A 21054-nucleotide genomic window follows, 5' to 3' on the forward strand; every position below is an offset into this window, starting at 1 on the left:
GTCAATTCCATACGGACATGCAGACGGCATGCCAGCGCCGGCACGGGTCCGGGCATCGGGCCGGAAGTGCGGTGCAGCAAGGGATGTCGCGCAGGCCTGACCACGCGTCTGCCCAGTCAGCTATGTAAGAAATACAGGGTCAGAACGACGCAGGCGTAGGAATGCCCGCTGGTCGGAATGCATGCATTCAGGACACCCGAAAGGGGTTCGGGCGACTCGGGCGATGATGCGGGGAAGGATCTTGCCGGTGCTGCGCGGGTATGAGCGCGGCTGGGCGGGCCCGTTCAGCTGGCCCGATAGACGTCGAGGCGGTTGTACAGCGTCTTGAGGCTGATGCCGAGCGCCTTGGCGGCCTGGCGTTTGTCGCCGTCGTACTTCGCCAGCGTTGCCAGGATGATCTCGCGCTGCGTATCGGCCAGCGTGGTGCCCACGCGCACGCTGACCACGCCATCGACGGTGGTGGGGCGGGGCGGCTGGCTGGCAAGGCCCGGGTTGCCGATCTCCACCTGACGGTCGGCCAGGATGTAGGCGCGGTAGATGGAGTTCTTCAGCTCGCGCACGTTGCCGGGCCAGTCGTAGCGCACCAGCCGTTCGAGCGAGCCGGGCGAGAAAGACTTTTCGGTCTGTTCCATCGCGTTGAACTCGTCCAGGAAATGGCGCGCCAGCGGAATGATGTCTTCGGGGCGCTCGCGCAGCGGCGGGATATGCAGCGGGAAGACGGCCAGCCGGTACAGCAGGTCTTCGCGCAACTGGCCGCCGCGCACGGCATCCATCGGATCGCGGTTGGTGGCGGCCAGGATGCGGACATCGCTGATCATCGGGGCGTCGCCGCCTAGGCGATGGAAAGACCGGCTTTCCAGCACGCGCAGCAGCTTGATCTGCATCTCCAGCGGCATTTCCGTGACTTCGTCCAGGAACAGCGTGCCGCCCTGGGCCTGCTCGAAATAGCCGGCCTTCTGTTCCAGTGCGCCGGTGAAGCCGCCTTTCTCGTGGCCGAACAGCTCCGACTCGATCAGCGTGGGTGCGATGGCGCCGCAGTTGACCGCGACAAAGGGCCCGCTCCGGCGGCTGCTGCGCTCATGCACCGCGCGCGCCACCACTTCCTTGCCGCTGCCGCTTTCCCCCACGGCAAGCATGGTGACGTCAGTGGCCGCCACGCGGTTCAACTGGCCGAGCAGGCGCTGCATGGCGGGCGAAGTGCTTTCCCAGAGCAGCGAGACCTGCGCAGGTGCGGCGCGGCGTCCCGCGGGGCGCGGCGGCGCGGCGGGGCGTCCGGAAGGGAGCGTGGCAGTGGTTGACACGGGTGGCGATGGGGCCTGCTGTCCGGCGCGTTGACAGAAATCGGGGGCGGCCGGTACGCGCAGGCGCGTCGGAATGGTGGAAGATGTCTATCATGCTATCTGTTCAGGCGCCGGGTGGCTACAGCCTGAAACGCTGTCGCGGCATGGCCCTACAGGCGTGTCAGACGGACACCGGCATAACGGTCAGGGGACTGTCGTTACACTTCAGCCTATCCTCAGGCGTGTGCCGTCCGCATGCGCCCTGGCGAACCAGCCGCCACCTGCGGGCCCAGACAACCAGACGCCGGTCTTACGACGCCACCCGACTCTCCTATGCCACATATCCTGATCGTTGACGACGACGAAAACGCCTGCGCGGCGCTGGCGGAGATTGTCGCGATCGAAGGCTTTTCCTCGGCCAGCGCCAACAGCCTGCGCGAGGCGCGCCTGCAGATCGGCTGGCGCATGCCCGATGCCATCCTGGCCGACCTGCGGCTGCCGGACGGAAACGGCATGGAGCTGTTCGACGAGGTTGGCTCCGCCGGGGTCGAGGTGATCCTGACCACGGGCTATGCCAGCGTGGAATCGGCTGTCGAGGCACTGCGCCTGGGCGCCACCGACTACCTGGTCAAGCCGATCAATGTCACGCGGCTGCAGACCGTACTCAAGCGCATCGCCACTACCAGCGAACTGCGTGCCGAAGTGCATTCGCTGCGCGGTGAACTGCGCCGCTATGGACGCTTTGGCCGGCTGCTGGGCAGTTCGGAGGCCATGCAGGTCGTCTACGACCAGCTCAGCAAGGTGGGGCCCACCGAGGCCACCGTGCTGCTGATCGGTGAAAGCGGCACCGGCAAGGAACTGGCCGCACAGACCGTGCATGAACTGTCGGCGCGCCGTCGGCAGCCGTTCCTGGCCGTCAACTGCGGGGCGATTTCGCCCACGCTGATCGAGACCGAGATGTTCGGGCACGAACGTGGCAGCTTTACGGGTGCGGATCGCCAGCACAAGGGGTATTTCGAACGCGCCGACGGAGGCACGCTGTTCCTCGATGAAATCACCGAGATGCCGCTGGAATTGCAGGTGAAGCTGCTGCGCGTGCTGGAGACCGGCACGTTCATGCGCGTAGGGACCAACCGCGAGACCCATGCCGACGTGCGCGTGCTGGCCGCCACCAACCGCAACCCCGAGGAAGCCGTGGCCGAAGGCAAGCTGCGCGCCGACCTGTATCACCGGCTCAATGTGTTCCCGATCGAACTGCCGCCGCTGCGCGCGCGCGGTGACGACGTGGTGCAGATCGGCAATACGATGCTGGAGCAACTGAACGCCGAGCAGGGCACGCAGCGCCGGTTCTCGGCCGCCGTGCTGGAAAGCCTGCGCATGCATTCGTGGCCCGGCAACGTGCGCGAGTTGCGCAATTTCGTGCAGCGCGCGTACATCATGGCCGACCAGGACGTCATCACCGAAGTACAGATCCCGCTGCAGGTGGCCGCCGCGCCTAGCACCGGCACGGCCGTGGTGTCGGTGCCGGTGGGCATGTCGCTGGCCGAGGCCGACCGCCAGCTGATTTTTGCCACGCTGGAGCAATGCGCCGGTGTGAAGAAGCATGCAGCGGAAATTCTGGGTATCAGTTTGAAGACTTTGTACAACCGGCTGGAGGACTATGCAGCCAAGGGCGAACTGCCGGAGTGGCTGCGGGCATCACGTGGCGGCGACGCCAGCCCGCCTGCCGCCTGATGAGGGTGGCGGGCACGGGCTCCGAAGCATGCGGCGTGGCGCGCAAGACGGCCTGGCGATGCCAGTGCATGGTTCTTGCGTGGTGGAAACCAATGATGGCTTCCGAACAGATTGCCGATCCGATGGCTGAACATGACTGACGCTCCGCGCATTCCTCCCTCTGCCGTGCCGCCTTCTGCCGGTGGGGGTGCCCCAGACGACGCTCCGCTCGCCGTGCGCAGCATTGGCGAGGTTGGCGCGTTGATCGAGCAGGCCGCACATGACTTGCGGTCGTCGCTCAATGCCATCCAGAGCTGGAGTTATGTGCTGGACCGCTCGATCGATTCGCTGGCGGCGCCGGCGCAACGCGCGCTGGACGGCATGCGCTCGGGCATGCAGCAGCAACTGGCGCTGATCGAGGAAATGGAAGAAGGCGTGCGTCTGCTGGCCGACGAACGCGGCCCCTCGTGGGAAGAAACCGACCTGCGCGTGCTGGCCGGGGTGGCAATCGAGGACAAGCGGGCCGCCGCCGAAGCGCGCGGCGTTATCCTGGCAACCCTGGACATTCAGGACAACGCCGCCACCGGCTTCCAGGTGCCCGGCGATGCATTGCGCATCGGTCCATTGCTCAGGCATCTGCTGGTTCACTGCATCTGGCGCGCCGCAGCAGGCGGCTCGGTGCGGGTGTACCTGAGCGCCGAGCCCGACTATGTCAAGTTCCGCATTACCGAAAGCCCGCCTGTGGAGCGAACGCGAGGCGAGGGCCGGCTGGTCGCGCTGAGTGACTTCTTTGGCCGCCGGGTGCCTGCCAGTGGCGGCCATTCGCCGCGGCAGAGCACCGCGCTGCTGCTGACCCGCCGCATGGTGGAACTGCAAGGTGCCGCGCTGACAGCCGAGAACGAGAACTGCGGCGATACCGAGAACGTCACCGTCTGCATTGCCGTGCGCTTTCCACGCAAGAGTGCCGCACATCCCGCCTGAGCACTTTTTACCGCGTGGCGCACAATCTGCAGCGCCACCGCGAGCCCATCTCCCGGCTGTACCCGACATGACGCGCCGCTGCGCGCACCCTGCAGCGGTCTTGCGCGCGGTGTTGCCGTGCTGGCCCGGCGTTTGCATCGTTGACGAACGGAGCCCCGCATACAGGGGACCCGAACTCGATTCCGATCAGGAGAGACGCCATGTCACACGCTCATGCTTCGAAGGGTTCACACAAGCCATCGGCCAAGCCGTCGACTCACTCGGTGGACAAGACCAGCAAGGACAAGTCCGACAAGTCCGACAAGTCCGACAAGTCCGACAAGGCCGGCAAGACTTACCAGGCGGCGGTGGACGAATCGCTCGACATGACTTTCCCGGCCAGTGACCCAATCTCGCCGGGCGCCGCCGAGCATGCCGAGCGCCAGACCGCCACCCGCCGCGACGACGTGGACTGGAAGCTGAAGAAAGGCAGCGAACACCAGCCGGCTGGCGAAAAGGCCGCCGCCCATCGTACCGGCGTGAGCGACCGCAGCGACAAGAAGCGCTAGGGGCAGTTCCCCGGCCCGGCGACCGCAATGTGATCGCTTCCACACCAGTGCACTGCAACATGCCTTGAACGGAGCCTCAGGATGTCTACGATCATCGCAGGACGATTCGAAACGTTTGCCCGCGCCGAGACTGCTGCATCACGTTTGATGGCCCAGGGCGTCAGGCAGGACGATCTAACCATGTTCTATGTGAATCCGCCAGGCCAGCACGCCACTTTTCCGATAGGCGGCGACGAGGCCGTGGACCCCGGCGCGCGTAATGCGGGGCCCGGCGCCGGACGGGGCATCCTGATCGGCGCGGCGGCCGGATTTGCGGTCGGGGTTTGCCTGGTGGCCGCCGCGCGCGCCTGGGTTGCTGCCGCGTCGCTACAGCCGTGGGTGCTGGTGCTGGTGATGGCCTTTGCCACCGGGGTGGGCGCCTATGCCGGTTCGCTGATGGGCGCGCTGGCCGGCACTGCTCGTGGCACGGGGCCGATGCGGCATGCCGGCGTACTGCTGGCGGCGCATGTCAGCGATGCCAATACGGCGCTGGTCGCTACCGAACTGCGCCGTGGCGGTGCGCGCGATGTGGAACGTGCCGACGGCGAGTGGCGCGACGGCCGTTGGGAGGATTTCGATCCGCTGGCGCCGCCGGTGCCGGCGGGAAGATGATGTATCGACGAACTTCGGTCGCCAGGTTCGGCTACCTTTGACTTTGCAGTTCAACTTGTCACCCTTGGAGGAACCGCTCATGAAGCCCATGGACCCGCAGAGCCCGCCCGCCGGTACGCCGCCGCGCGGTGCATCAATCATTGGCGACGTCGACCAGACCACGGCCGGATGCGGGCCGTTCGTGATGGCGTCCGATACGCTGGAAGGCAACAAGGTGGTAGACCCGTCCGGCGAGGAGATCGGGACCATCGACCACATCATGCTCGACGTGCTGGGCGGCCGTATCGCCTATGCCGTACTGGCGATGGGTGGCTTCCTGGGTATTGGCGAGAAGCTGCATGCGCTGCCGTGGTCGGCCCTGACGCTGGACACGCGCCGCAAGTGCTTCGTGCTGGGGGTGGAAAAGGAACGCATCAAGGCCGCGCCCGGCTTCGACAAGGAGCAATGGCCCACCATGGCGAATTCGCAATGGGCCACCAGCATCCACGAGTACTACGGCATTTCGCCGTACTGGGAAAAGGATCGGTACGATCCCTGGGCCTGACGGGCTCGGCCCCGGCGTTTCACAGGCTTGCGCGGCCCCGCCCCTTTGCACGGGGCAGGGGCCGTATCCGTCGTTACACCTTGTGATTGATCTGGCCCGGCGGCTTTTCCGCCGGATCGGCGCGCATTCCGGTGGCCTGCGGCGGCTGGCCGGGGGCCTCGCGCGGCGGCGGAACGCGCGTGGTCAGCTGGTTGGACACGCCCAGAATGCCGGGCGGCGTCGAGGCGGCCTTTTCGATGCGCTGGGCGATATCGATGTCCTCCACCTGGCCCGTGATCGTCACGCGGCGCGCCACCACGTGCACTGCCACGCCGTCGGGCATGTCGCCACCGCAGAATTCCGCAATACAGGTGCCCACGCGCTCGCGCAGCAGTTCGTCTTCGTAATCGGGGCTGGTACGGCTTGGGGCTTCGCTATCCGTTTGCATCATGGCAGTCCTCGTCTGGTAAGTGATGGCGCGCGGCGGAAAAGCCGCGCCCGGAATGCCGGTGAGACGCAATCGCCATGCCCACCGGGCGCCCAGGGCTCCGGATCGTTGCTTGTAAAAACGACATGTCACGGTGCCGGATGACGTCCTTGTAGGACGCCACCGACTGAAACTGCATTAGGGCGCTCCCTACAATGTAGACAGTCCTGCTTGCCAGGGGAGCGATTCATGCAACGCCAGCCTACGTATCGCCGTCTTTTTCACCTGTTCGACCACTTTGCGGGCGCCGCGACGCGGCAGGCCGGCTCGCCGGTGGCCTTTGCCCTGGCCGTCTTTGTCGTGCTCGCCTGGGCCATCACCGGGCCGCTGTTCGGCTATTCGGAGACGTGGCAGCTAGTGATCAACACCGGCACCACCATCGTCACGTTCCTGATGGTGTTCCTGATCCAGCAAAGCCAGAACAAGGACGCCATGGCGGTTCACCTGAAGCTCAACGAACTGCTGGCGTCGCACAGGGAGGCCAGCAACCACCTGGTGTCGATCGAGGATCTCGACGAAGAAGAATTGCGCCAGCTTGTGACGTTCTACCGGCATCTGGCCGAGCTGGCGGACGAGGAAGGCGACGTCAAGTGCAGCCATTCGATAGACGAAGCCAACGAGAACCACGCCGAAAAGACCCGTGTGCAGCACGCGCGCCGCAAGCCGCGGGATGACCGTCAGGCGCCAGCCACGGCGTAGCCTCGACCATGACAGGCGACGACTGGACCTGACACGCTGAAACGACGCGGCCTGGCCGCAGAGGAGCCCGACTTGGCAACCCCAGTGACTCCCGATGCAGCAGCTACCGCGGTGGCCGTGGAAGCCGCCCCGGCCCCCGATCCGCGGCAACGCGATGTACGCGTGGTGGTATATGGCCGCGCCGATTGCGATGACCCGGACAGCCACCAGGGCGCCACGCTCAAGGGTATCGCCCAGCGCGTGGCGAAGCTGGCCGGCTTCACATTCGCCGGCAGCTACGACGCGGCCACGCACCGGCCGCAGGAAGGCCGGCTTTATTTCGTGCCGGCCGATACGCTGACCGGCGTCGACAGTGCGCGCCAGCTTGGCATCGCCGGGCTGGACGACCTGCTCGGCGGCGTGGTGTCGCACGCGTTTATCGCCACCAAGGCGATCTCGCACGGGCTGGTGACGCCTGATGCTGCAGCGCCTGACGGCTGGAGCGAGGCGTTTGCCGCGCGCATACTTGGGCATGTGCTGCCAGGCTATACCGCATTCTCGCTCGATGATGCCAGCCGCGCCGGCCGGGCGATGCTGCGCGGCGGCAAGGTACGGGTCAAGGAGCCATGCGGAATCGGCGGGCTCGGTCAGCAGGTGGTGGCAAACGACGCGGAGCTGGACCGGGCGCTGCAGGGGCTGGACGCAGCGCGCGTGAAACGCGAGGGGCTGGTGCTGGAGCGCAATCTCGACGACGTGGTTACCTTCAGCGTGGGGCAGATCCAAGTTGGCGACCTGTGCGCCAGCTATTGCGGCACGCAGGACCTGACGCCCGACAACACCGGCCGCAAGGTCTACGGCGGGTCCAAGCTGCGTGTGGTGCGTGGCACGCTGGAAGACCTGCTGGCGCATCCGCTGGAGGTGCACCTGCACGACGCGGTCACTGCGGCGATGGCCTATCACGCGGCGGCCATCGACTGTTTCCCGGGGGCCCTGATGTCGCGCTGCAACTACGACGTGGCGTTCGGCAGCGACAACGGCCTGCCACGGCTGGGCGTACTGGAGCAGTCGTGGCGCGTCGGTGGCGCCACGGGCGCGGAGCTGGCCGCACTGGCTGCATTTCGCGACGATCCGCATTGCGTGCGTGCCACGGCGAGCACGCGCGAGATCTATGGCGAGGACGCAACCGTTCCGGAGGATGCGGACGTCTATTTCCAGGGAGAAGACCGCAGTGTCGGCGCACTGACCAAATACGCAAGACTGGAGTCCGTTTCCGATGGCCACTCATGAAGAATCGATACAGATCCATACCGAAGGCGGGATGATCGCGGGCACCGTGATCTCGCCCGCCACCAAGCTGCCCGGCGTGCTGTTCGTGCATGGCTGGGGCGGCAGCCAGCAGCAGTACCTGGCCCGTGCCCGCGAAGTGGCGGGGCTGGGCGCGGTCTGCATGACCTTCGACCTGACCGGCCATGCTGGCACGTCGGCACAGTACGAGACCGTCAGCCGCATGCGCAACCTGGCCGACGTGCTGGCTGCCTACGACATGCTGGTGCGCCATCCCGAGGTGGACCGCAATGCCGTCGCGGTAGTGGGCAGCAGCTACGGTGGCTATCTGGCCGCCGTGCTGTGCGAACTCAGGCCCGTACGCTGGCTCGCGTTTCGCGCCCCGGCGCTGTACATGGACGAAGGCTGGGAATCGCCCAAGCGGCAACTGCACCGCGACCAGGACCTGGTGGCCTACCGCCGCAAGGTGGTGGCCGCCGATACCAATCGCGCACTGCGCGCCTGCACGAACTTCAAGGGCGATGTGCTTGTGGTGGAATCGCAGCACGACAATATCGTGCCGCACACGGCGGTGCTGAGCTACGTCGATGCCTGCATCCAGGCCAGTTCGATCACGTATCGGGTGCTCAAGGGCGCCGACCACGGGCTTGACAGCGAGGACAGCCAGCGCGCGTACACCAGGCTGCTGCTGGGCTGGCTGCGCGAGATGGTCACCGAGGCCCGTACGGGGCCCGCCGTGCCGGCCCGGCCGTCCAAGGCATCGACCGCGCCGAAGACGCCGCATCACGACGACGGGCTGGAGCCGGAACGCAAGGATAACGGCGGCGAGGACAAGGCGCGCGAGGCGGTGCTGGCCGACGGCGACGACGAGAACGATCCACAGGTCATTGCCGCGCGACCGCGCCCGGAGCGCGGGGCGGTGTAGTGCGTGGCTTGCCGATGTGGATCTGCGGCGCGCCGTCACGCGCCGATCCATCGCGCGGGCCAGCTTCAAACGCTCGCGCGGCGCCGACAGCATGCGGACGGCAAAGTCGCGCAATGGATACGAGGCGGATCGCGCAAGAAGCGTTCCCTCCAGGCGGCAGAATTTGCAACTAGCGCCTGCCGCCGCCGCTCTGAGCCGGTAAAAACTGCAAGCGCGCGAGGCGTCACCCCGTAATTGCCGGGCCGAAGCCGATGGCATGGCTCATGCGTACGCGCATGCACATGACCCAGAAAAACGCTGCCGACCCGGACATCCAGACCGCGAACCTAGACGCGGCCCTGCGCAAGGTGGGGCTGCATCATGTCGACGACAGCGAGCCCGGCATCGCCCGGCGCCGTGCCGGCAAGGGCTTTGCCTATTTCCGGCCCGACGGCAAGCGCGTCGATGCTGCCACGCAGGCCCGTATCGACGCCCTGGCGATTCCGCCCGCGTACGAGTCGGTCTGGATATGCCTGGATCCCGACGGCCACCTGCAGGCCACGGGCCGCGATGCGCGCGGCCGCAAGCAATACGTTTATCACGCCGACTGGGCCGCGCTTCGCGACGCCGACAAGTACGCGCGGCTGATGGCGTTCGGGCATGCGCTGCCGCATCTGCGGGGGCGCGTCACACGCGACCTGGCGCGCAATGGCATGCCGCGCGAGAAGGTCCTGGCCGCCGTGGTAACGCTGCTCGATGCCACGCTGGTGCGCGTGGGCACGCCGCGCTATGCGGAGCAAAACCGCACGTACGGGCTGACCACGCTGAAACGCAAGCACGTGGCGGTGCAGGGCAGCCGCCTGCGCTTCCAGTTCACCGGCAAGTCCGGCGTCACACATGATGTTTCGGTCAACGATGCACGGCTGGCGCGGGTAGTGCGCAATTGCGCAGACCTGCCTGGCCAGCAGTTGTTCAAGTACAAGGACAGCGACGGCGAGGTGCGCGAGATTGGCTCGGCCGACGTCAATGCCTACTTGCAGGAGGTGACGGGCGGCGAGTTCACGGCCAAGGACTTCCGCACATGGGCCGGCAGCGTGCATGCGCTGGCGCTGCTGCGAAAGACTCCCGCCGATACCGAGGCGGCACGCAAGCGGGCGATGGTCGACGTGATTCGCAGCGTGGCGCAACGGCTGCGCAACACCGTGGCTGTCTGCCGCAAGTGCTATGTGCATCCGGATGTGCTGGCCGCGTTCATGGCGGATGCATTGCAGGCTTTACCGGCACCGCGTGCAGGCATGCGCCTGCGTACCGACGAGGCACGGCTGCTGGCGCTGCTGGAAAGTACCGCCGCGCTGGCGCGGCCCGCGCGCAGGGCTGCCTGAGGTGTCAGGCAGGCATCAGGCAGCCGCAACATACCAACCGGCACGGCAATTGCATCGATGCTTGTACCAACAACAAGCAGAACACGCATAGCAATCGAGGTCCAAGGTGGAATACGCAGTTATCGGTTGGCTGGAGGCTGACAGCAGCAGCCCGGCAACCTTGCTTACGGAAGCGCATCAATCGCTCCCCACTGCTGGCAATCCCTCAACTTCCGAGATCGGAGACGATGGCGGCGACGGCGCAGCCAATGCTGCCCGGATAGCGCGGCTTGTATCGCCCGCACGGCTGGCCGCCAAGGCGCAGCATGGCAAGGGCGCCACGGCGCGTGCGCCGCGTGGCAGCGATCTGCGCCAGGCACGCGTGCTGATGCAGGCGCTGTGCGAGATGCGCCTGGCACTGAGCAAGCCGGACGAGGTGATGTCACCTGCTGCGCTGGACAGCCAGCATATGGCCACCATGGCCCTGTGGCAGAACCGTACCCGATCGCTGTACACGCAACCAGATGTGGAACGCGGCATCGAGGCCCGGCTGGATGCGGGCTTCCGCCACGCGCGCAGCGGCAGTGCGCGCGAGGCTGCCGGCGAGTTCAAGCGCGCCTATCTGCTGCTGTGCTGCGTGCTGACGCAGGCTCGCGACAATGCCCGGGCTGGCGCCCGGCGCAAGGCCGCCGCCTGATCCACGCTATCGATTTCGACGCGCGTCCTTGCACGGCCCGAGGTAGCCGGGCAGGTCGCGCGCCTTCGGGCTCATGGCAAGCTGCAGGCCCCTGGCCAGTGCGGCCGCGAAAGTGTGGTGCGTATCCAGCGGCCCCTTGATGTGCTTGCGGAAAAAGTCGGCCCAGCGAAAATCCGAGTATGCGGTCTTCACCTTGCGATACCCGCCGGCCAGTTGCACAAACGCCTCCAGGCTGCGGTAGGGGTCGTCGCGCATGCTGTGGACGTCCGCCGGCAATTCACTGATTGGCCGGCGCCGTCCGCGCTCGTCGTACGGATGGACCATATGTTCGTCGGTCATGCGCTTCCAGAACTTGCGTACCGACAGATGGCTGAAGTCGTTGCGAACCAGCGCCGGCACCATGTCGATGCCCATGTCTTGCCACGCCCGCACCCAGTGGTGATGATCGACGATATACATCGCTTGCTCGGGACCGATGACGATGTGCACGCGATGCTGGTCAAGAAATGCCGGAATGTCGGCATGGGCCAGCCGCCGCGTGACATGCATCTTCTGCGCGACGTGGTACGCGCCCACGGTGATCTGCGTGGGACGCAGGAGCCCGATGGGCACCATCAGTGCCGCGTCCTTGCCAAGCCGCCGCGCGCGCTTTGCCATGGGTGTCTGATCTCCAGGACAGCAATGGTCACGAAGGAGCAAGGTTTGTGCCGTGGCGTGGCTGCGCATGCCACCGGCCCGCTTCGGCAATCGTTGCCACCGCTTGTAACCGTTACGCATCTCCGGGGCGGGAAATGCCCGGCGCGCCGCAGGGCGCAAGGCAGCACAAGGGCAACCGCGCGGCACGGAATTTGCGCCCCACGTCTGCAATGACGATGCTATCGGAAGCGCAAATGTCCACCCAAGGCAAACTCCCGCCACAGCATCAGGACCGCCAGCCGGGCCTGGAAAGCGAAATGGAGCCGAAACCCGACAGCGGCGCCGAAGCCTATGTTGGCAGCGGCCGGCTGCGCGGCAAGGTGGCGCTGGTGACAGGCGGCGACAGCGGCATTGGCCGCGCGATTGCCGTGGCCTTTGCCCGGGAGGGCGCCGACGTTGCGTTCGCCTACCTGGATGAGCACGAAGACGCGCGGGAAACGGAAAGGCTGGTGTCCGAGGCGGGCCAGAAGGCGCTGGCGATTGCCGGTGACATTGCCGACGTAACCCACGCGGACAAGATCGTGGCCGATACGCTGAAATTGTTCGGCCGGCTCGACGTACTGGTGAACAATGCGGCAGAGCAGCATCCACAGGAGTCGCTCGAAGACGTCAGCGCCGCCCAGCTGGAGCGCACGTTCCAGACCAACGTTTTCGCGATGTTCCATGTGACACGCGCGGCCCTGCCGCATCTGGGGCAGGGCGGGGTGATCCTCAACACGACCTCGGTAACGGCCTATCGCGGCAGCGCGCATCTGCTGGACTACTCTGCTACCAAGGGGGCCGTCGTGGCGTTCACGCGGTCTCTGGCGCTGCAGGTGGTGGATCGCGGCATCCGCGTCAACGGCGTGGCGCCGGGCCCGATCTGGACGCCACTGATTCCGTCGACATTTACGGCCAGGGAAGTGGCCGAGTTTGGCAAAAAGACGCCAATGGGCCGCCCCGGGCAGCCTTTTGAAGTGGCTGCGGGCTACGTGTTCCTGGCGTCCGAGGCCGCAAGCTATATCACCGGTCAGATTCTCCATATCAACGGTGGCGAAGTGGTCAACGCCTGAACACAGGGAGAAACATCATGTCTTCGATTGTTGCCGGGCGCTTCGCGTCCATTCCCGAAGCAGAACACGCGGCGCAGAAGCTGTATGCGCGCGGGTTTTCCGTGTGGGATGTATCGATCATGTCGGTAGACCCGGGTGGGGCGCGGCCGCCGGGCGTCTTGCTTGCCGCGCGCGCCAAGGGCGAGCGCCGTGACGAGGTGCTGGACGTGCTGCGCGAAGGCGGTGCCTGCGATTGCGAAGAGGCCAAGGGCAAATGGGAAGGCGGGCAGTGGACCGATTTCGATCCCGCACACACGCCTGCCCTGGTCGATGCGGCCGAGGGCGAATGCTGGCCAATCCCCGGCCAGGGCACCGGCAAGGGTGACGAAGGCGCGGAAGGCACTGCGCGACCCGCGCATGCCGCACCGGTGGCGCAGGAAGCGGTGGCCGAGGACACTACCGGCAACGAGGATCCCGGCAGCGAACTCGAACACTATGTCGACCGCCAGGTCGCCGGCCATAACTGAAGACGGACGACGCGCCGATGGTCACGCATGCCACTGCCGAACTCGACACGCTTCGGCCCACCCAGATCACGCTGGGGATGTACCAGGTACACGAGAAGATGGACGTCTCTGCCAGACCGCGCAGCCGCGCAGCGCTGGAGCGGTTTCTCGAAGCTCACCGTATCCAGACCATCGCCGGGCCGGGCGGTGCGTTGTATATCGCCGATCATCATCACTGGGCCCGCGCCTGGCTGGAACTGGGCTGGCAGGAAGCACCGGTCGCCATCGTCGACGACCTGAGTCACCTGGCACCGGGCAAGTTCTGGAAGCGGATGCGCACGCTGGGTCATGTGCATCCGTATGACGAACACGGCGAGCACCTGTCGGAGCAGGACTTGCCGGCTACGGTCATGGGCATGCGGGACGATCCCTACCGCAGCCTCGCCGCCTTTACCCGCAACTCGGGCGCTTATCGCAAGCCGGGCAACGCGTATGGGGACTTCCGCTGGGCGGCATTCTTCCGCCGGCACGTGGCGGAGGACATGGAGAGCATTCCCGGCTTTGCGCTGGCGATGACGCAGGCCATACAGCTTGCGCGCAGCAGCAAGGCGAAGCGCTTGCCGGGCTTCGTGGGCAAGTGCGAGCGGGAGGGAGGTGTCGGCTGAGAGAAGCGGAGGCGGAAGCGGAAGGGGGCTGCGCAGGACGCAGAAACGCCGCGAAACTGGCGCCATCGTCAATCTTCGATGGACCCCGCCCGCGGCGTATATCGCGAAAGCAATTGACAGGCGAATTACCGGGAGCTTCCTTGCTCCCTAGCTCTTCGACTTGTGCATGGGCTTGCCCTTCTGTTTGGTGCTGGCCATCTTCTTGAGTTCGCCTTCACTCATCGACCTGGCCATCGACTTCGATGCGCCCTTGAGCGAACTGGCGTTGCGCTCGCCGCGCTTCGCTGACAAGGCGGCTCCGGCCGCCATCTGCTGGGCCTTGGATTTGGCTGGCATGTCGATCTCCTTCGGTTCGCGATTCGGTTCGCGGTGAACGGCTCCGGATCGGTACTAGATCCGGCCCAACACAACCAGGAGCACGACAATGATGACGATCAGCCCCAGACCGCCGCTTGGCCCGTAGCCCCAGCCGGAACTGTACGGCCACGTTGGCAGTGCGCCAACCAGCAGCAGGATGAGGACGATCAGAAGAATGGTGCCGATACCCATGGTGCGCTCCTTTGTTGTGGTGCTGGCTGCGCGGCGACGATTGACGTTGCCGCGCGGCTGTCCCTGTTATTGCAGGTTAGGACAGCACCACTCCGACCTGAGGCGGGCAGGGGCTGATATCGGTGTAGGAATTAGACGACGCCAACGTAGACGACGCCAGGGCCCGGCGGCGCCGGGCATGCGTCATCAGAACGCGGCGCTGTAGACGGCGAAGGCGTCGGCCTCGGTGACCTCGCGCGGATTGTTGACGAGCAGGCGCGTCTGCAGCATTGCATCGCTGGCCAGCCGGCTCAGGTCCGGCTCCTTGACGCCCACGTCGCGCAGCGTGCGCGGAATGCCGGTGGCTTCGACCAGGCCCTCGATATGCGCGATCAGCGCGGCGGTCTTGGTCTCGTCGCTGCCGGTGGTGCCGGGCAGCACCACGTCACACAGCTCGGCGTACCGCTTGCAGGCGGCCGGCGCGTTGAACTTCATCACGTGCGGCAGCACCAGCGCGTTGGACAGGCCGTGCGCTACGTGGAAAATGCCGCCAATCGGATAGGCCAGCGCGTGCACCGCGGCCACCGGCGAGTTGGCGAACGACTGGCCCGCGAACATCGCGCCGAGCAGCATGGCCTCGCGTGCGGCCAGGTCGTGGCCGTTGTCGCACGCGCGCATCAGGTTCTGCGACAGCAGTTGCAGCGCCCGCACGGCCAGCATGTCGGACACCGGGTTCTTCAGATGCGCGCTGGTGTAGGCCTCGATGGCATGGACCATCGCATCGATACCGGTTGCGGCCGTGGCGCCACGCGGCAGGCCCAGTGTCAGTTCCGCGTCGAGGATGGCCAGGTCGGCAAACAGCTGCGGCGCCACCACGCCCATCTTGGTGGTCTCGCCCGTGGTCACGATCGATACGGCCGTGACTTCGGAGCCGGTGCCCGCCGTGGTGGGCATCTGCACCAGCGGCAGGCGCGTGCCGGTGACCTTCTTCACGCCGTACATGTCCTTGATGGACTGCGTGGCCGGCAGCAGCACGGCGATCAGCTTGGCAACATCCATCGACGATCCGCCGCCCAGGCCCAGCACGACTTCGGCATCGGCCTGGCGGGCGCGTTCGGTGGCTTCCAGCACGATATGCTCGGGCGGATCGGCCACGACATCGTCGATCACGGTCACCTGCCAGTCGTGCTTGCCCAGGTCTTCCAGCGCCGGTGCCAGCAGCCCGCTCTTTGCCAGGAAGCCATCGGTGACGACGCACAGGCGCCGCGCCTGCGGAAACGCTTCGCGCAGCAGCACGCCCAGGCGGCGCGCCGCGCCGGATTCGACGATGACCGTCGGCACGGTCTGGAAGCGGAACGGGTTCATGGTGTCTCCGGTATATGTGTCTTGTCAGGTGTTCCGCCCTCTCCCGCGCGGGGGAGAGGGGGCGTCAAGCCAGAAGCAATCCTACATCTGCAGGCAAAGATACTTGATCTCGAGGTATTCCTCGATGCCATGGCGCGAGCCTTCGCGGCCCACGCCAGATTGCTTGATGCCGCCGAACGGCGCCACCTCGTTCGAGATCAGGCCGGTGTTGAGGCCGACCATGCCGTATTCCAGCGCCTCGCCGGTACGCCACGCGCGGGCGATATCGCGGGTGTAGAGATAGGCGGCCAGGCCGAATTCGGTGTCGTTGGCGGCGGCCACGGCCTCTTCGTCGGTCTTGAAGCGGAACAACGGGGCCACCGGCCCGAAGATTTCCTCGCGCGCCACGCGCATCTCGGCCGTGGCGCCCGTGATCACGGTAGGCGTGTAGAACGTGCCGCCCAGCTTGTGCCTGCCGCCGCCGGTCAGTACGCGGGCACCCTTCGATGTGGCGTCGTCCATCAGCGACACCACCTTGTCGATGGCCGCGTCCTCGATCAGTGGCCCGATCACGACGCCATCTTCCAGGCCATTGCCCACGCGCAGCTGGCTGGTGCGTTCGGCGAACTTGGCGGCGAAGGCATCGTAGATGCCGTCCTGGATATAGAAGCGGTTGGCGCAGACGCAGGTCTGTCCGCCATTGCGGTACTTGGCCGCGATGGCGCCTTCCACGGCGGCATCCACGTCGGCGTCGTCAAAGACGATGAATGGCGCGTTGCCGCCCAGTTCCAGCGACAGGCGCTTCACCGTGGGCGCCGACTGCGCCATCAGGATGCGGCCCACTTCGGTCGATCCCGTGAACGACAGCTTGCGCACGATGGGGCTGCCCGTCAGCACGGCGCCAATGGTCCTGGCGTCGCCTGTCACCACCTGCAGCACGCCGGCCGGCACGCCGGCACGGTGGGCCAGTTCGGCCAGGGCGAACGCGGACAACGGCGTCAGTTCGGCGGGCTTGATGACGATGGCGCAGCCGGCGGCCAGTGCCGGCGCCACCTTGCGGGTAATCATCGCGGCCGGGAAGTTCCAGGGCGTGATGGCGGCGCAGACGCCCACCGGCTGGCGCAGCGTGACCAGGCGCTTGTCGGCGGCGGGGGTGGCTAGCACCTCGCCGTCCACGCGCTTGGCTTCCTCGGCGAACCATTCGATAAAGCTGGCCGCGTAGGCGATCTCGCCCTTGGCTTCGGCCAGCGGCTTGCCTTGCTCGCGGGTCATCAGATAGGCCAGATCGTCGGTATTGGCCACCATCAGGTCAAACCAGCGGCGCAGGATATTGGCGCGCGCCTTGCCGGTCAGTGCGGCCCAGCTTTTCTGGGCCACTTCGGCGGCGGCTACCGCACGCTCGGTCTCGGCCGCGCCCAGGTCGGCCACCCTGGCGATAACCTCGCCCGTGGCCGGGTCGGTCACGTCGAACGTGGCGCCCGAATCGGCGGACAACCATTGGCCATCCACATAAGCCTGTTGGCGAAACAGTGAAGCATCCTTGAGTTGCATGGCAAATTTCCCCGAAGTCACGAATACAGGCGCACCCATCAAAGGGCTTGCTTGTGTTCAATAGATTGAACTATATTCCGTATGTCGAACGATGTTCAGATCATACGCCCATGCCGGGGAGACCGCCAGTAGTGGCCGGTGTTCCGCTGGCGGTGGGCCGTACGGCTCAGGTTCGCGCCGTTTGCCTCGCCCGTCACAGTTGAAAACTGCCCATGCCGAAATCCGCCTACGCCACTTCTGCCGACCCCGACGCCCCCGGCAGTGCCGGGAACCGGCCCACGTCGCCCGCCGTGGTGCGGGCCGTGCAGGTGCTGGATGCCATCGCCGCGTCGCCCGATCCGCTGACGCTGGCCGACCTGACCCGGCTGACCGGGGCACCCAAGAGTTCGCTGCATGGCATGTGCGACACGCTTGTCCAGCTGCAGCTGGTCAAGCGGACGCCCGGCGGGGCGATGGCGCTCGGGCCGCACGTCATGACCTGGGCCAGCGCATTCCTGGCCCAGACACAGATCACCGAGGAATTTCGCGCGCTGTGGGACGAGACCGACGCGTTCCACGACGCCACGGTCACGTTGTCGATGCTCGAAGGTGACGAAGTGGTCTATCTGGCCTGCCAGAACGGCGACCGTCCGCTGGGCGTGACCTTCCGTATCGGCATGCGCCTGCCGGCGCCCTACACGGCCACGGGCAAGGCCATGCTCAGCACGATGGCTGCGGCCGATGTGCAGCGGCTGTTTGCCGATGGCCTGCCGCCGCCGCTCACGCGCGCGAGCGTGGCTTCGGCAGCGGCGCTGACCGACGAATTGCAGCAGGTGCGCGCGGTGGGCTATTCGGTCGACAACGGCCAGATGCGCGAAGGCATGACCTGCTTCGGCGCGCCTGTGTTCGATGCCCAGTCGGCCCGTGCGACCGGTGCCATTGCAGTCAGCTACCTGACCAGCGAGATCGACGCCGCCACTGGCGAGCGCATCGGCCAGCAGGTACGCGCGCTGGCCGACCGGCTGTCGGCCAGGCTGGGCGCGCCGGCATCGGCAACGCAGATTGCGTCGGCGGCGCGTTGATCCCTCTCAACGTTTGCGTAGGGTCAAAGGCCCATTCTCGTTGAATCGCTAGCATCCGGGAGTTCCCCTTCCCGGATCATCACGCGATGACACAATCTACGGCGAACCCCGTTCGCCGCCCCCAACTGGTAGCGCCGGCCGGATCGCTGGCGGCGCTGCGCATGGCGCTCCAGCATGGCGCCGACGCGGTCTACCTGGGCCTGCGCGATGCCACCAACGCACGCAACTTTGGTGGCCTGAACTTCAGCGAGGACGATATCCGCACCGGCGTGGCCGAAGCGCACGCGCGCGGCGCCGAGGTGCTGTTTGCCATCAACACGTTTGCCCAGATGGGCCATGTCGAGCGCTGGCACCACGCCGTGGATGCCGCTGCCGCCCTGGGTGCCGACGCGGTGATCATGGCCGATGCCGGGTTGATCGCCTACGCCGCCAGGCGGCACCCGTCGCTGCGCATCCATCTTTCCGTACAGGGTTCCGCCACGCATGCCGACGCCATCGAACTGATGCGCGAACAGTTCGGCATCCGCCGCGTGGTGCTGCCCCGGGTGCTGTCCGTGCCCCAGATCGCGCGGCTGGCCAAACAGACCGACGTCGAACTGGAGGTCTTCGGTTTTGGCAGCCTGTGTGTGATGGCCGAGGGCCGCTGCCTGCTGTCGTCGTACGCCACGGGCGATTCGCCCAATAACAAGGGCGTCTGCTCGCCGGCCCATGCCGTGCGTTGGGACGAGCAGGAGGGCACGATGCACGCGCGGCTGTCGGGCATCCTGATCGACAGCTATGCCCCGGGCGAGCCGGCCGGCTATCCCACGCTGTGCAAGGGCCGGTTCACGGTGGAGGACGAACGCGGCTACGTGCTGGAGGAGCCCACCAGCCTCAATGCGGTGTCGCTGCTGCCGTCGTTGATCGATATCGGCATCGCGGCCATCAAGATCGAAGGGCGCCAGCGCAGCCCGCGCTATGTGGCCGACGTGGTGGGCGTGCTGCGCGCCGCCATCGACGACGCCTGCCGCGACCCTAAACGGTTTGTCCCGCGCCAGGACTGGCAGGCCACGCTCGGCCGCCATGCCGAGGGCGACCAGGTGACGCAGGGCGCCTACGACCGTCCCTGGCGGTAATCCCTTGTTCCGGCGGACTGGCACCGCCTTTCCGCTCTCACCGAATACCTGCCCAATTCCAGTTCCAACATGGCAACAACTACCTCACTGAATCCCGGGCCGATCCGCATCGCGCTCGGTCCGCTGTTGTACTACTGGCCGCGCGCGACGGTGCTGGAGTTCTATGCATCGATCGCCGATACGGCGGTCGAGCGCGTCTATCTGGGCGAGGCCGTCTGCACACGCCGGCACGAGATGCGCCTGGCCGACTGGATCGAGGTGGCGCAGATGCTGCGCGATGCCGGCAAGCAGGTGGTGCTGTCCACGCCGGTGCTGGTCGAGTCGGACAGCGATATCGCGGTGATGCGCCGGGTCTGCGCACAGGAGGACTTTCTCGTGGAGGCCAACGACCTGGGCGCCGTGCATGGCATGGCCGGGCGCCCCTTTATCGGTGGCCCGCACCTGAATGTCTATCACGCCGACACGCTGGCCTGGCTGGCCGGACTGGGCGCGCAGGGCTGCGTGGTGCCGGTGGAGATGGATGGCACGACGATGGCGGCACTGGCTGCGGCCCGCCCGGCGGGGCTGGCGCTGGAGGCGATGGTCTGGGGGCGCATGCCGCTGGCGTTTTCGGCGCGCTGCTTTACGGCGCGGCATCACCGGCTGCGCAAGGACGCCTGCGAATTCCGCTGCATCGAGTATCCCGACGGCCTTGTGGCCACGACCGGCGAAGGCCAGGACTTCTTTACGCTCAACGGCATCCAGACGCAGTCGGCCACCTGCCTTGATCTGTGCGCGCAGGTGCCGCAGATGGCCGCGGCCGGCATCGAATACGCCCGTATCAGTCCGCATGCCACGGGTACGTTCGAAGTGATTGCCCATCTCGATGCGATCCGACGCGGAGAACGCGCGGCTTCGCCAGGTGCCGTGATGCCGGCTGGTGCGGCACCGAGCAATGGTTACTGGAGCGGCAAGCCGGGCATTCACTGGCTGTCGCAGGAAGGGGCTGCCGCATGACGATACTGAAATCGATGATGACGCGCGTGCATCGGCATATGCCCGCGCCGATGCGCGCCGCACCGCTGGTCGTGGCACTGGAGGCCATGCGTCGCGCAGGCTGGATGGAGCCGCCGGCCGCGCTGGATGGCCGCACGTTTTCGCTGACGGTTGACGATGTGGGGCTGGAGGTGCGCTTCCAGTGTGCCAATGGCCGCTTCCTGCCGGGCCCGTTCGATGGCCGGGAAACCGACCTGACGCTGCACGCGGCGGCGCTGAGCTATCTGCGGCTGATCAGCGGCGATGCCGACACCGATACGCTGTTTTTCCAGCGCCGTCTGTCGATTCGCGGCGACACGGCGCTGGGGCTTGAAGTCAAGTATTGGCTCGATGCAGCGCCGCGGCCCGAGTGGCTGGGCGCACTCGCGCAGCGGCTGTCGCTGCTGTTCCCCGAGCCGCGCGGCGCCTGAACCGA

General features: G+C 66.5%; 24 protein-coding genes. 17 read left to right on the plus strand and 7 right to left on the minus strand.

Translation table 11 applies throughout. The features are described 5' to 3' along the window. Positions 1-284: 284 nt before the first annotated feature. Positions 285-1301, minus strand: coding sequence for a sigma-54 interaction domain-containing protein (locus ACOABP_RS26900; protein ID WP_474228771.1), 1017 nt, complete (start codon positions 1299-1301; stop codon positions 285-287). A 312-nt stretch (positions 1302-1613) separates the two neighbouring features. Between ACOABP_RS26900 and ACOABP_RS26905 the strand changes: the two genes are divergently transcribed. From ACOABP_RS26905 to ACOABP_RS26925, 5 genes are all read left to right on the plus strand, one after another. After that, positions 1614-3014 carry a sigma-54-dependent transcriptional regulator gene (locus ACOABP_RS26905; protein ID WP_474228772.1) on the plus strand — a complete coding sequence of 467 codons (1401 nt, stop codon included), beginning with the start codon at positions 1614-1616 and terminating at the stop codon, positions 3012-3014. Positions 3015-3146: 132 nt separating this feature from the next. Beyond that, a complete protein-coding gene (locus tag ACOABP_RS26910; RefSeq protein WP_474228774.1) occupies positions 3147-3974 on the plus strand; it encodes a sensor histidine kinase in 828 nt (275 codons plus the stop codon). 200 nt (positions 3975-4174) lie between these two features. Next, positions 4175-4522 (plus strand): hypothetical protein, encoded by a 348-nt coding sequence (locus tag ACOABP_RS26915; protein ID WP_474228775.1) that lies wholly within the window; start codon positions 4175-4177, stop codon positions 4520-4522. A gap of 81 nt (positions 4523-4603) precedes the next feature. Continuing rightward, entirely contained in the window at positions 4604-5173 is a 570-nt protein-coding gene (locus tag ACOABP_RS26920; RefSeq protein WP_474228777.1) for a hypothetical protein, read from the plus strand. Positions 5174-5252: 79 nt separating this feature from the next. After that, positions 5253-5717 carry a PRC-barrel domain-containing protein gene (locus ACOABP_RS26925; protein WP_474228778.1) on the plus strand — a complete coding sequence of 155 codons (465 nt, stop codon included), beginning with the start codon at positions 5253-5255 and terminating at the stop codon, positions 5715-5717. Between the two features lie 73 nt (positions 5718-5790). On the opposite strand, the gene ACOABP_RS26930 is transcribed toward ACOABP_RS26925, so the two are convergent. Then, positions 5791-6147: a BON domain-containing protein gene (locus tag ACOABP_RS26930; protein WP_474228779.1), complete on the minus strand. Its 357-nt coding sequence runs from the start codon at positions 6145-6147 to the stop codon at positions 5791-5793. A gap of 225 nt (positions 6148-6372) precedes the next feature. Here ACOABP_RS26930 and ACOABP_RS26935 point away from each other — a divergent pair, with 225 nt between their 5' ends. The 5 genes from ACOABP_RS26935 (at position 6373) to ACOABP_RS26955 (ending at position 11107) form a co-directional block, all read left to right on the plus strand. Then, the gene (locus ACOABP_RS26935) at positions 6373-6882 is read left to right on the plus strand and encodes a low affinity iron permease family protein (RefSeq protein ID WP_474228780.1); all 510 of its coding nucleotides are present in this window, start codon (positions 6373-6375) and stop codon (positions 6880-6882) included. Between the two features lie 72 nt (positions 6883-6954). After that, positions 6955-8148, plus strand: coding sequence for a DUF3182 family protein (locus tag ACOABP_RS26940; protein ID WP_474228782.1), 1194 nt, complete (start codon positions 6955-6957; stop codon positions 8146-8148). Then, positions 8135-9070, plus strand: a complete 936-nt coding sequence (locus tag ACOABP_RS26945) for an alpha/beta hydrolase family protein (protein WP_474228784.1) — start codon at positions 8135-8137, stop codon at positions 9068-9070. Before ACOABP_RS26940 ends, ACOABP_RS26945 begins: the two co-directional genes overlap by 14 nt. A gap of 275 nt (positions 9071-9345) precedes the next feature. Further along, on the plus strand, positions 9346-10431 hold the full coding sequence (locus ACOABP_RS26950; RefSeq protein ID WP_474230573.1) for a DNA topoisomerase IB: 1086 nt from the start codon (positions 9346-9348) through the stop codon (positions 10429-10431). A gap of 106 nt (positions 10432-10537) precedes the next feature. Next, positions 10538-11107 (plus strand): hypothetical protein, encoded by a 570-nt coding sequence (locus tag ACOABP_RS26955; protein WP_474228785.1) that lies wholly within the window; start codon positions 10538-10540, stop codon positions 11105-11107. Between the two features lie 6 nt (positions 11108-11113). Here ACOABP_RS26955 and ACOABP_RS26960 read toward each other — a convergent pair whose 3' ends face one another. Next, positions 11114-11764 (minus strand): ParB-like protein, encoded by a 651-nt coding sequence (locus tag ACOABP_RS26960; RefSeq protein WP_474228787.1) that lies wholly within the window; start codon positions 11762-11764, stop codon positions 11114-11116. 233 nt (positions 11765-11997) lie between these two features. Between ACOABP_RS26960 and ACOABP_RS26965 the strand changes: the two genes are divergently transcribed. Genes ACOABP_RS26965 through ACOABP_RS26975 form a run of 3 tightly spaced genes read left to right on the plus strand, consistent with a single transcriptional unit; the run spans position 11998 to position 14005 of the window. Next, positions 11998-12855, plus strand: coding sequence for an SDR family oxidoreductase (locus tag ACOABP_RS26965; RefSeq protein WP_474228789.1), 858 nt, complete (start codon positions 11998-12000; stop codon positions 12853-12855). A gap of 17 nt (positions 12856-12872) precedes the next feature. Continuing rightward, a complete protein-coding gene (locus ACOABP_RS26970) occupies positions 12873-13361 on the plus strand; it encodes a hypothetical protein (protein ID WP_474228791.1) in 489 nt (162 codons plus the stop codon). Positions 13362-13378: 17 nt separating this feature from the next. Further along, complete coding sequence (locus ACOABP_RS26975) at positions 13379-14005, plus strand: ParB-like protein (protein WP_474228793.1); 627 nt, start codon at positions 13379-13381, stop codon at positions 14003-14005. Positions 14006-14152: 147 nt separating this feature from the next. Here the strand turns inward: ACOABP_RS26975 and ACOABP_RS26980 are convergent, their stop codons facing one another. The 4 genes from ACOABP_RS26980 to ACOABP_RS26995 all read right to left on the minus strand — a co-directional run bounded on the left by ACOABP_RS26980 (position 14153) and on the right by ACOABP_RS26995 (position 17428). Next, positions 14153-14341, minus strand: a complete 189-nt coding sequence (locus ACOABP_RS26980) for a DUF3008 family protein (RefSeq protein WP_474228794.1) — start codon at positions 14339-14341, stop codon at positions 14153-14155. A 54-nt stretch (positions 14342-14395) separates the two neighbouring features. Further along, a complete protein-coding gene (locus ACOABP_RS26985; RefSeq protein WP_082926650.1) occupies positions 14396-14554 on the minus strand; it encodes a DUF3309 family protein in 159 nt (52 codons plus the stop codon). Between the two features lie 186 nt (positions 14555-14740). Continuing rightward, positions 14741-15898 carry an iron-containing alcohol dehydrogenase gene (locus tag ACOABP_RS26990; protein ID WP_474228795.1) on the minus strand — a complete coding sequence of 386 codons (1158 nt, stop codon included), beginning with the start codon at positions 15896-15898 and terminating at the stop codon, positions 14741-14743. 81 nt (positions 15899-15979) lie between these two features. Then, positions 15980-17428 carry an NAD-dependent succinate-semialdehyde dehydrogenase gene (locus tag ACOABP_RS26995; protein WP_474228796.1) on the minus strand — a complete coding sequence of 483 codons (1449 nt, stop codon included), beginning with the start codon at positions 17426-17428 and terminating at the stop codon, positions 15980-15982. A gap of 212 nt (positions 17429-17640) precedes the next feature. On the opposite strand from ACOABP_RS26995, the gene ACOABP_RS27000 reads away from it, so the two are divergent. The 4 genes from ACOABP_RS27000 to ubiT all read left to right on the plus strand — a co-directional run bounded on the left by ACOABP_RS27000 (position 17641) and on the right by ubiT (position 21049). Beyond that, positions 17641-18489 (plus strand): IclR family transcriptional regulator, encoded by an 849-nt coding sequence (locus ACOABP_RS27000; protein WP_474228797.1) that lies wholly within the window; start codon positions 17641-17643, stop codon positions 18487-18489. 86 nt (positions 18490-18575) lie between these two features. Continuing rightward, a complete protein-coding gene (ubiU, locus tag ACOABP_RS27005; protein ID WP_474228798.1) occupies positions 18576-19604 on the plus strand; it encodes a ubiquinone anaerobic biosynthesis protein UbiU in 1029 nt (342 codons plus the stop codon). Between the two features lie 69 nt (positions 19605-19673). Continuing rightward, positions 19674-20600, plus strand: a complete 927-nt coding sequence (locus ACOABP_RS27010) for a U32 family peptidase (protein WP_474228799.1) — start codon at positions 19674-19676, stop codon at positions 20598-20600. Beyond that, complete coding sequence (gene ubiT / locus ACOABP_RS27015; RefSeq protein WP_474228801.1) at positions 20597-21049, plus strand: ubiquinone anaerobic biosynthesis accessory factor UbiT; 453 nt, start codon at positions 20597-20599, stop codon at positions 21047-21049. The genes ACOABP_RS27010 and ubiT overlap by 4 nt, the downstream gene beginning before the upstream one ends. Positions 21050-21054: the final 5 nt, after the last annotated feature.

The sequence above is a fragment of the Cupriavidus sp. HE11 genome (genome assembly GCF_056097175.1).

What these genes read in the sequence shown, in the direction of transcription:
- ACOABP_RS26905 (WP_474228772.1), top strand. Translation starts at nt 1,614, where the DNA reads ATGCCACATATCCTGATCGTTGACGACGACGAAAACGCCTGCGCGGCG.
- ACOABP_RS26910 (WP_474228774.1), top strand. Translation starts at nt 3,147, where the DNA reads ATGACTGACGCTCCGCGCATTCCTCCCTCTGCCGTGCCGCCTTCTGCC.
- ACOABP_RS26915 (WP_474228775.1), top strand. Translation starts at nt 4,175, where the DNA reads ATGTCACACGCTCATGCTTCGAAGGGTTCACACAAGCCATCGGCCAAG.
- ACOABP_RS26920 (WP_474228777.1), top strand. Translation starts at nt 4,604, where the DNA reads ATGTCTACGATCATCGCAGGACGATTCGAAACGTTTGCCCGCGCCGAG.
- ACOABP_RS26925 (WP_474228778.1), top strand. Translation starts at nt 5,253, where the DNA reads ATGAAGCCCATGGACCCGCAGAGCCCGCCCGCCGGTACGCCGCCGCGC.
- ACOABP_RS26930 (WP_474228779.1), bottom strand. Translation starts at nt 6,147, where the DNA reads ATGATGCAAACGGATAGCGAAGCCCCAAGCCGTACCAGCCCCGATTAC.
- ACOABP_RS26935 (WP_474228780.1), top strand. Translation starts at nt 6,373, where the DNA reads ATGCAACGCCAGCCTACGTATCGCCGTCTTTTTCACCTGTTCGACCAC.
- ACOABP_RS26945 (WP_474228784.1), top strand. Translation starts at nt 8,135, where the DNA reads ATGGCCACTCATGAAGAATCGATACAGATCCATACCGAAGGCGGGATG.
- ACOABP_RS26950 (WP_474230573.1), top strand. Translation starts at nt 9,346, where the DNA reads ATGCACATGACCCAGAAAAACGCTGCCGACCCGGACATCCAGACCGCG.
- ACOABP_RS26960 (WP_474228787.1), bottom strand. Translation starts at nt 11,764, where the DNA reads ATGGCAAAGCGCGCGCGGCGGCTTGGCAAGGACGCGGCACTGATGGTG.
- ACOABP_RS26965 (WP_474228789.1), top strand. Translation starts at nt 11,998, where the DNA reads ATGTCCACCCAAGGCAAACTCCCGCCACAGCATCAGGACCGCCAGCCG.
- ACOABP_RS26970 (WP_474228791.1), top strand. Translation starts at nt 12,873, where the DNA reads ATGTCTTCGATTGTTGCCGGGCGCTTCGCGTCCATTCCCGAAGCAGAA.
- ACOABP_RS26975 (WP_474228793.1), top strand. Translation starts at nt 13,379, where the DNA reads ATGGTCACGCATGCCACTGCCGAACTCGACACGCTTCGGCCCACCCAG.
- ACOABP_RS26980 (WP_474228794.1), bottom strand. Translation starts at nt 14,341, where the DNA reads ATGCCAGCCAAATCCAAGGCCCAGCAGATGGCGGCCGGAGCCGCCTTG.
- ACOABP_RS26985 (WP_082926650.1), bottom strand. Translation starts at nt 14,554, where the DNA reads ATGGGTATCGGCACCATTCTTCTGATCGTCCTCATCCTGCTGCTGGTT.
- ACOABP_RS26990 (WP_474228795.1), bottom strand. Translation starts at nt 15,898, where the DNA reads ATGAACCCGTTCCGCTTCCAGACCGTGCCGACGGTCATCGTCGAATCC.
- ACOABP_RS26995 (WP_474228796.1), bottom strand. Translation starts at nt 17,428, where the DNA reads ATGCAACTCAAGGATGCTTCACTGTTTCGCCAACAGGCTTATGTGGAT.
- ACOABP_RS27000 (WP_474228797.1), top strand. Translation starts at nt 17,641, where the DNA reads ATGCCGAAATCCGCCTACGCCACTTCTGCCGACCCCGACGCCCCCGGC.
- ubiU (WP_474228798.1), top strand. Translation starts at nt 18,576, where the DNA reads ATGACACAATCTACGGCGAACCCCGTTCGCCGCCCCCAACTGGTAGCG.
- ACOABP_RS27010 (WP_474228799.1), top strand. Translation starts at nt 19,674, where the DNA reads ATGGCAACAACTACCTCACTGAATCCCGGGCCGATCCGCATCGCGCTC.
- ubiT (WP_474228801.1), top strand. Translation starts at nt 20,597, where the DNA reads ATGACGATACTGAAATCGATGATGACGCGCGTGCATCGGCATATGCCC.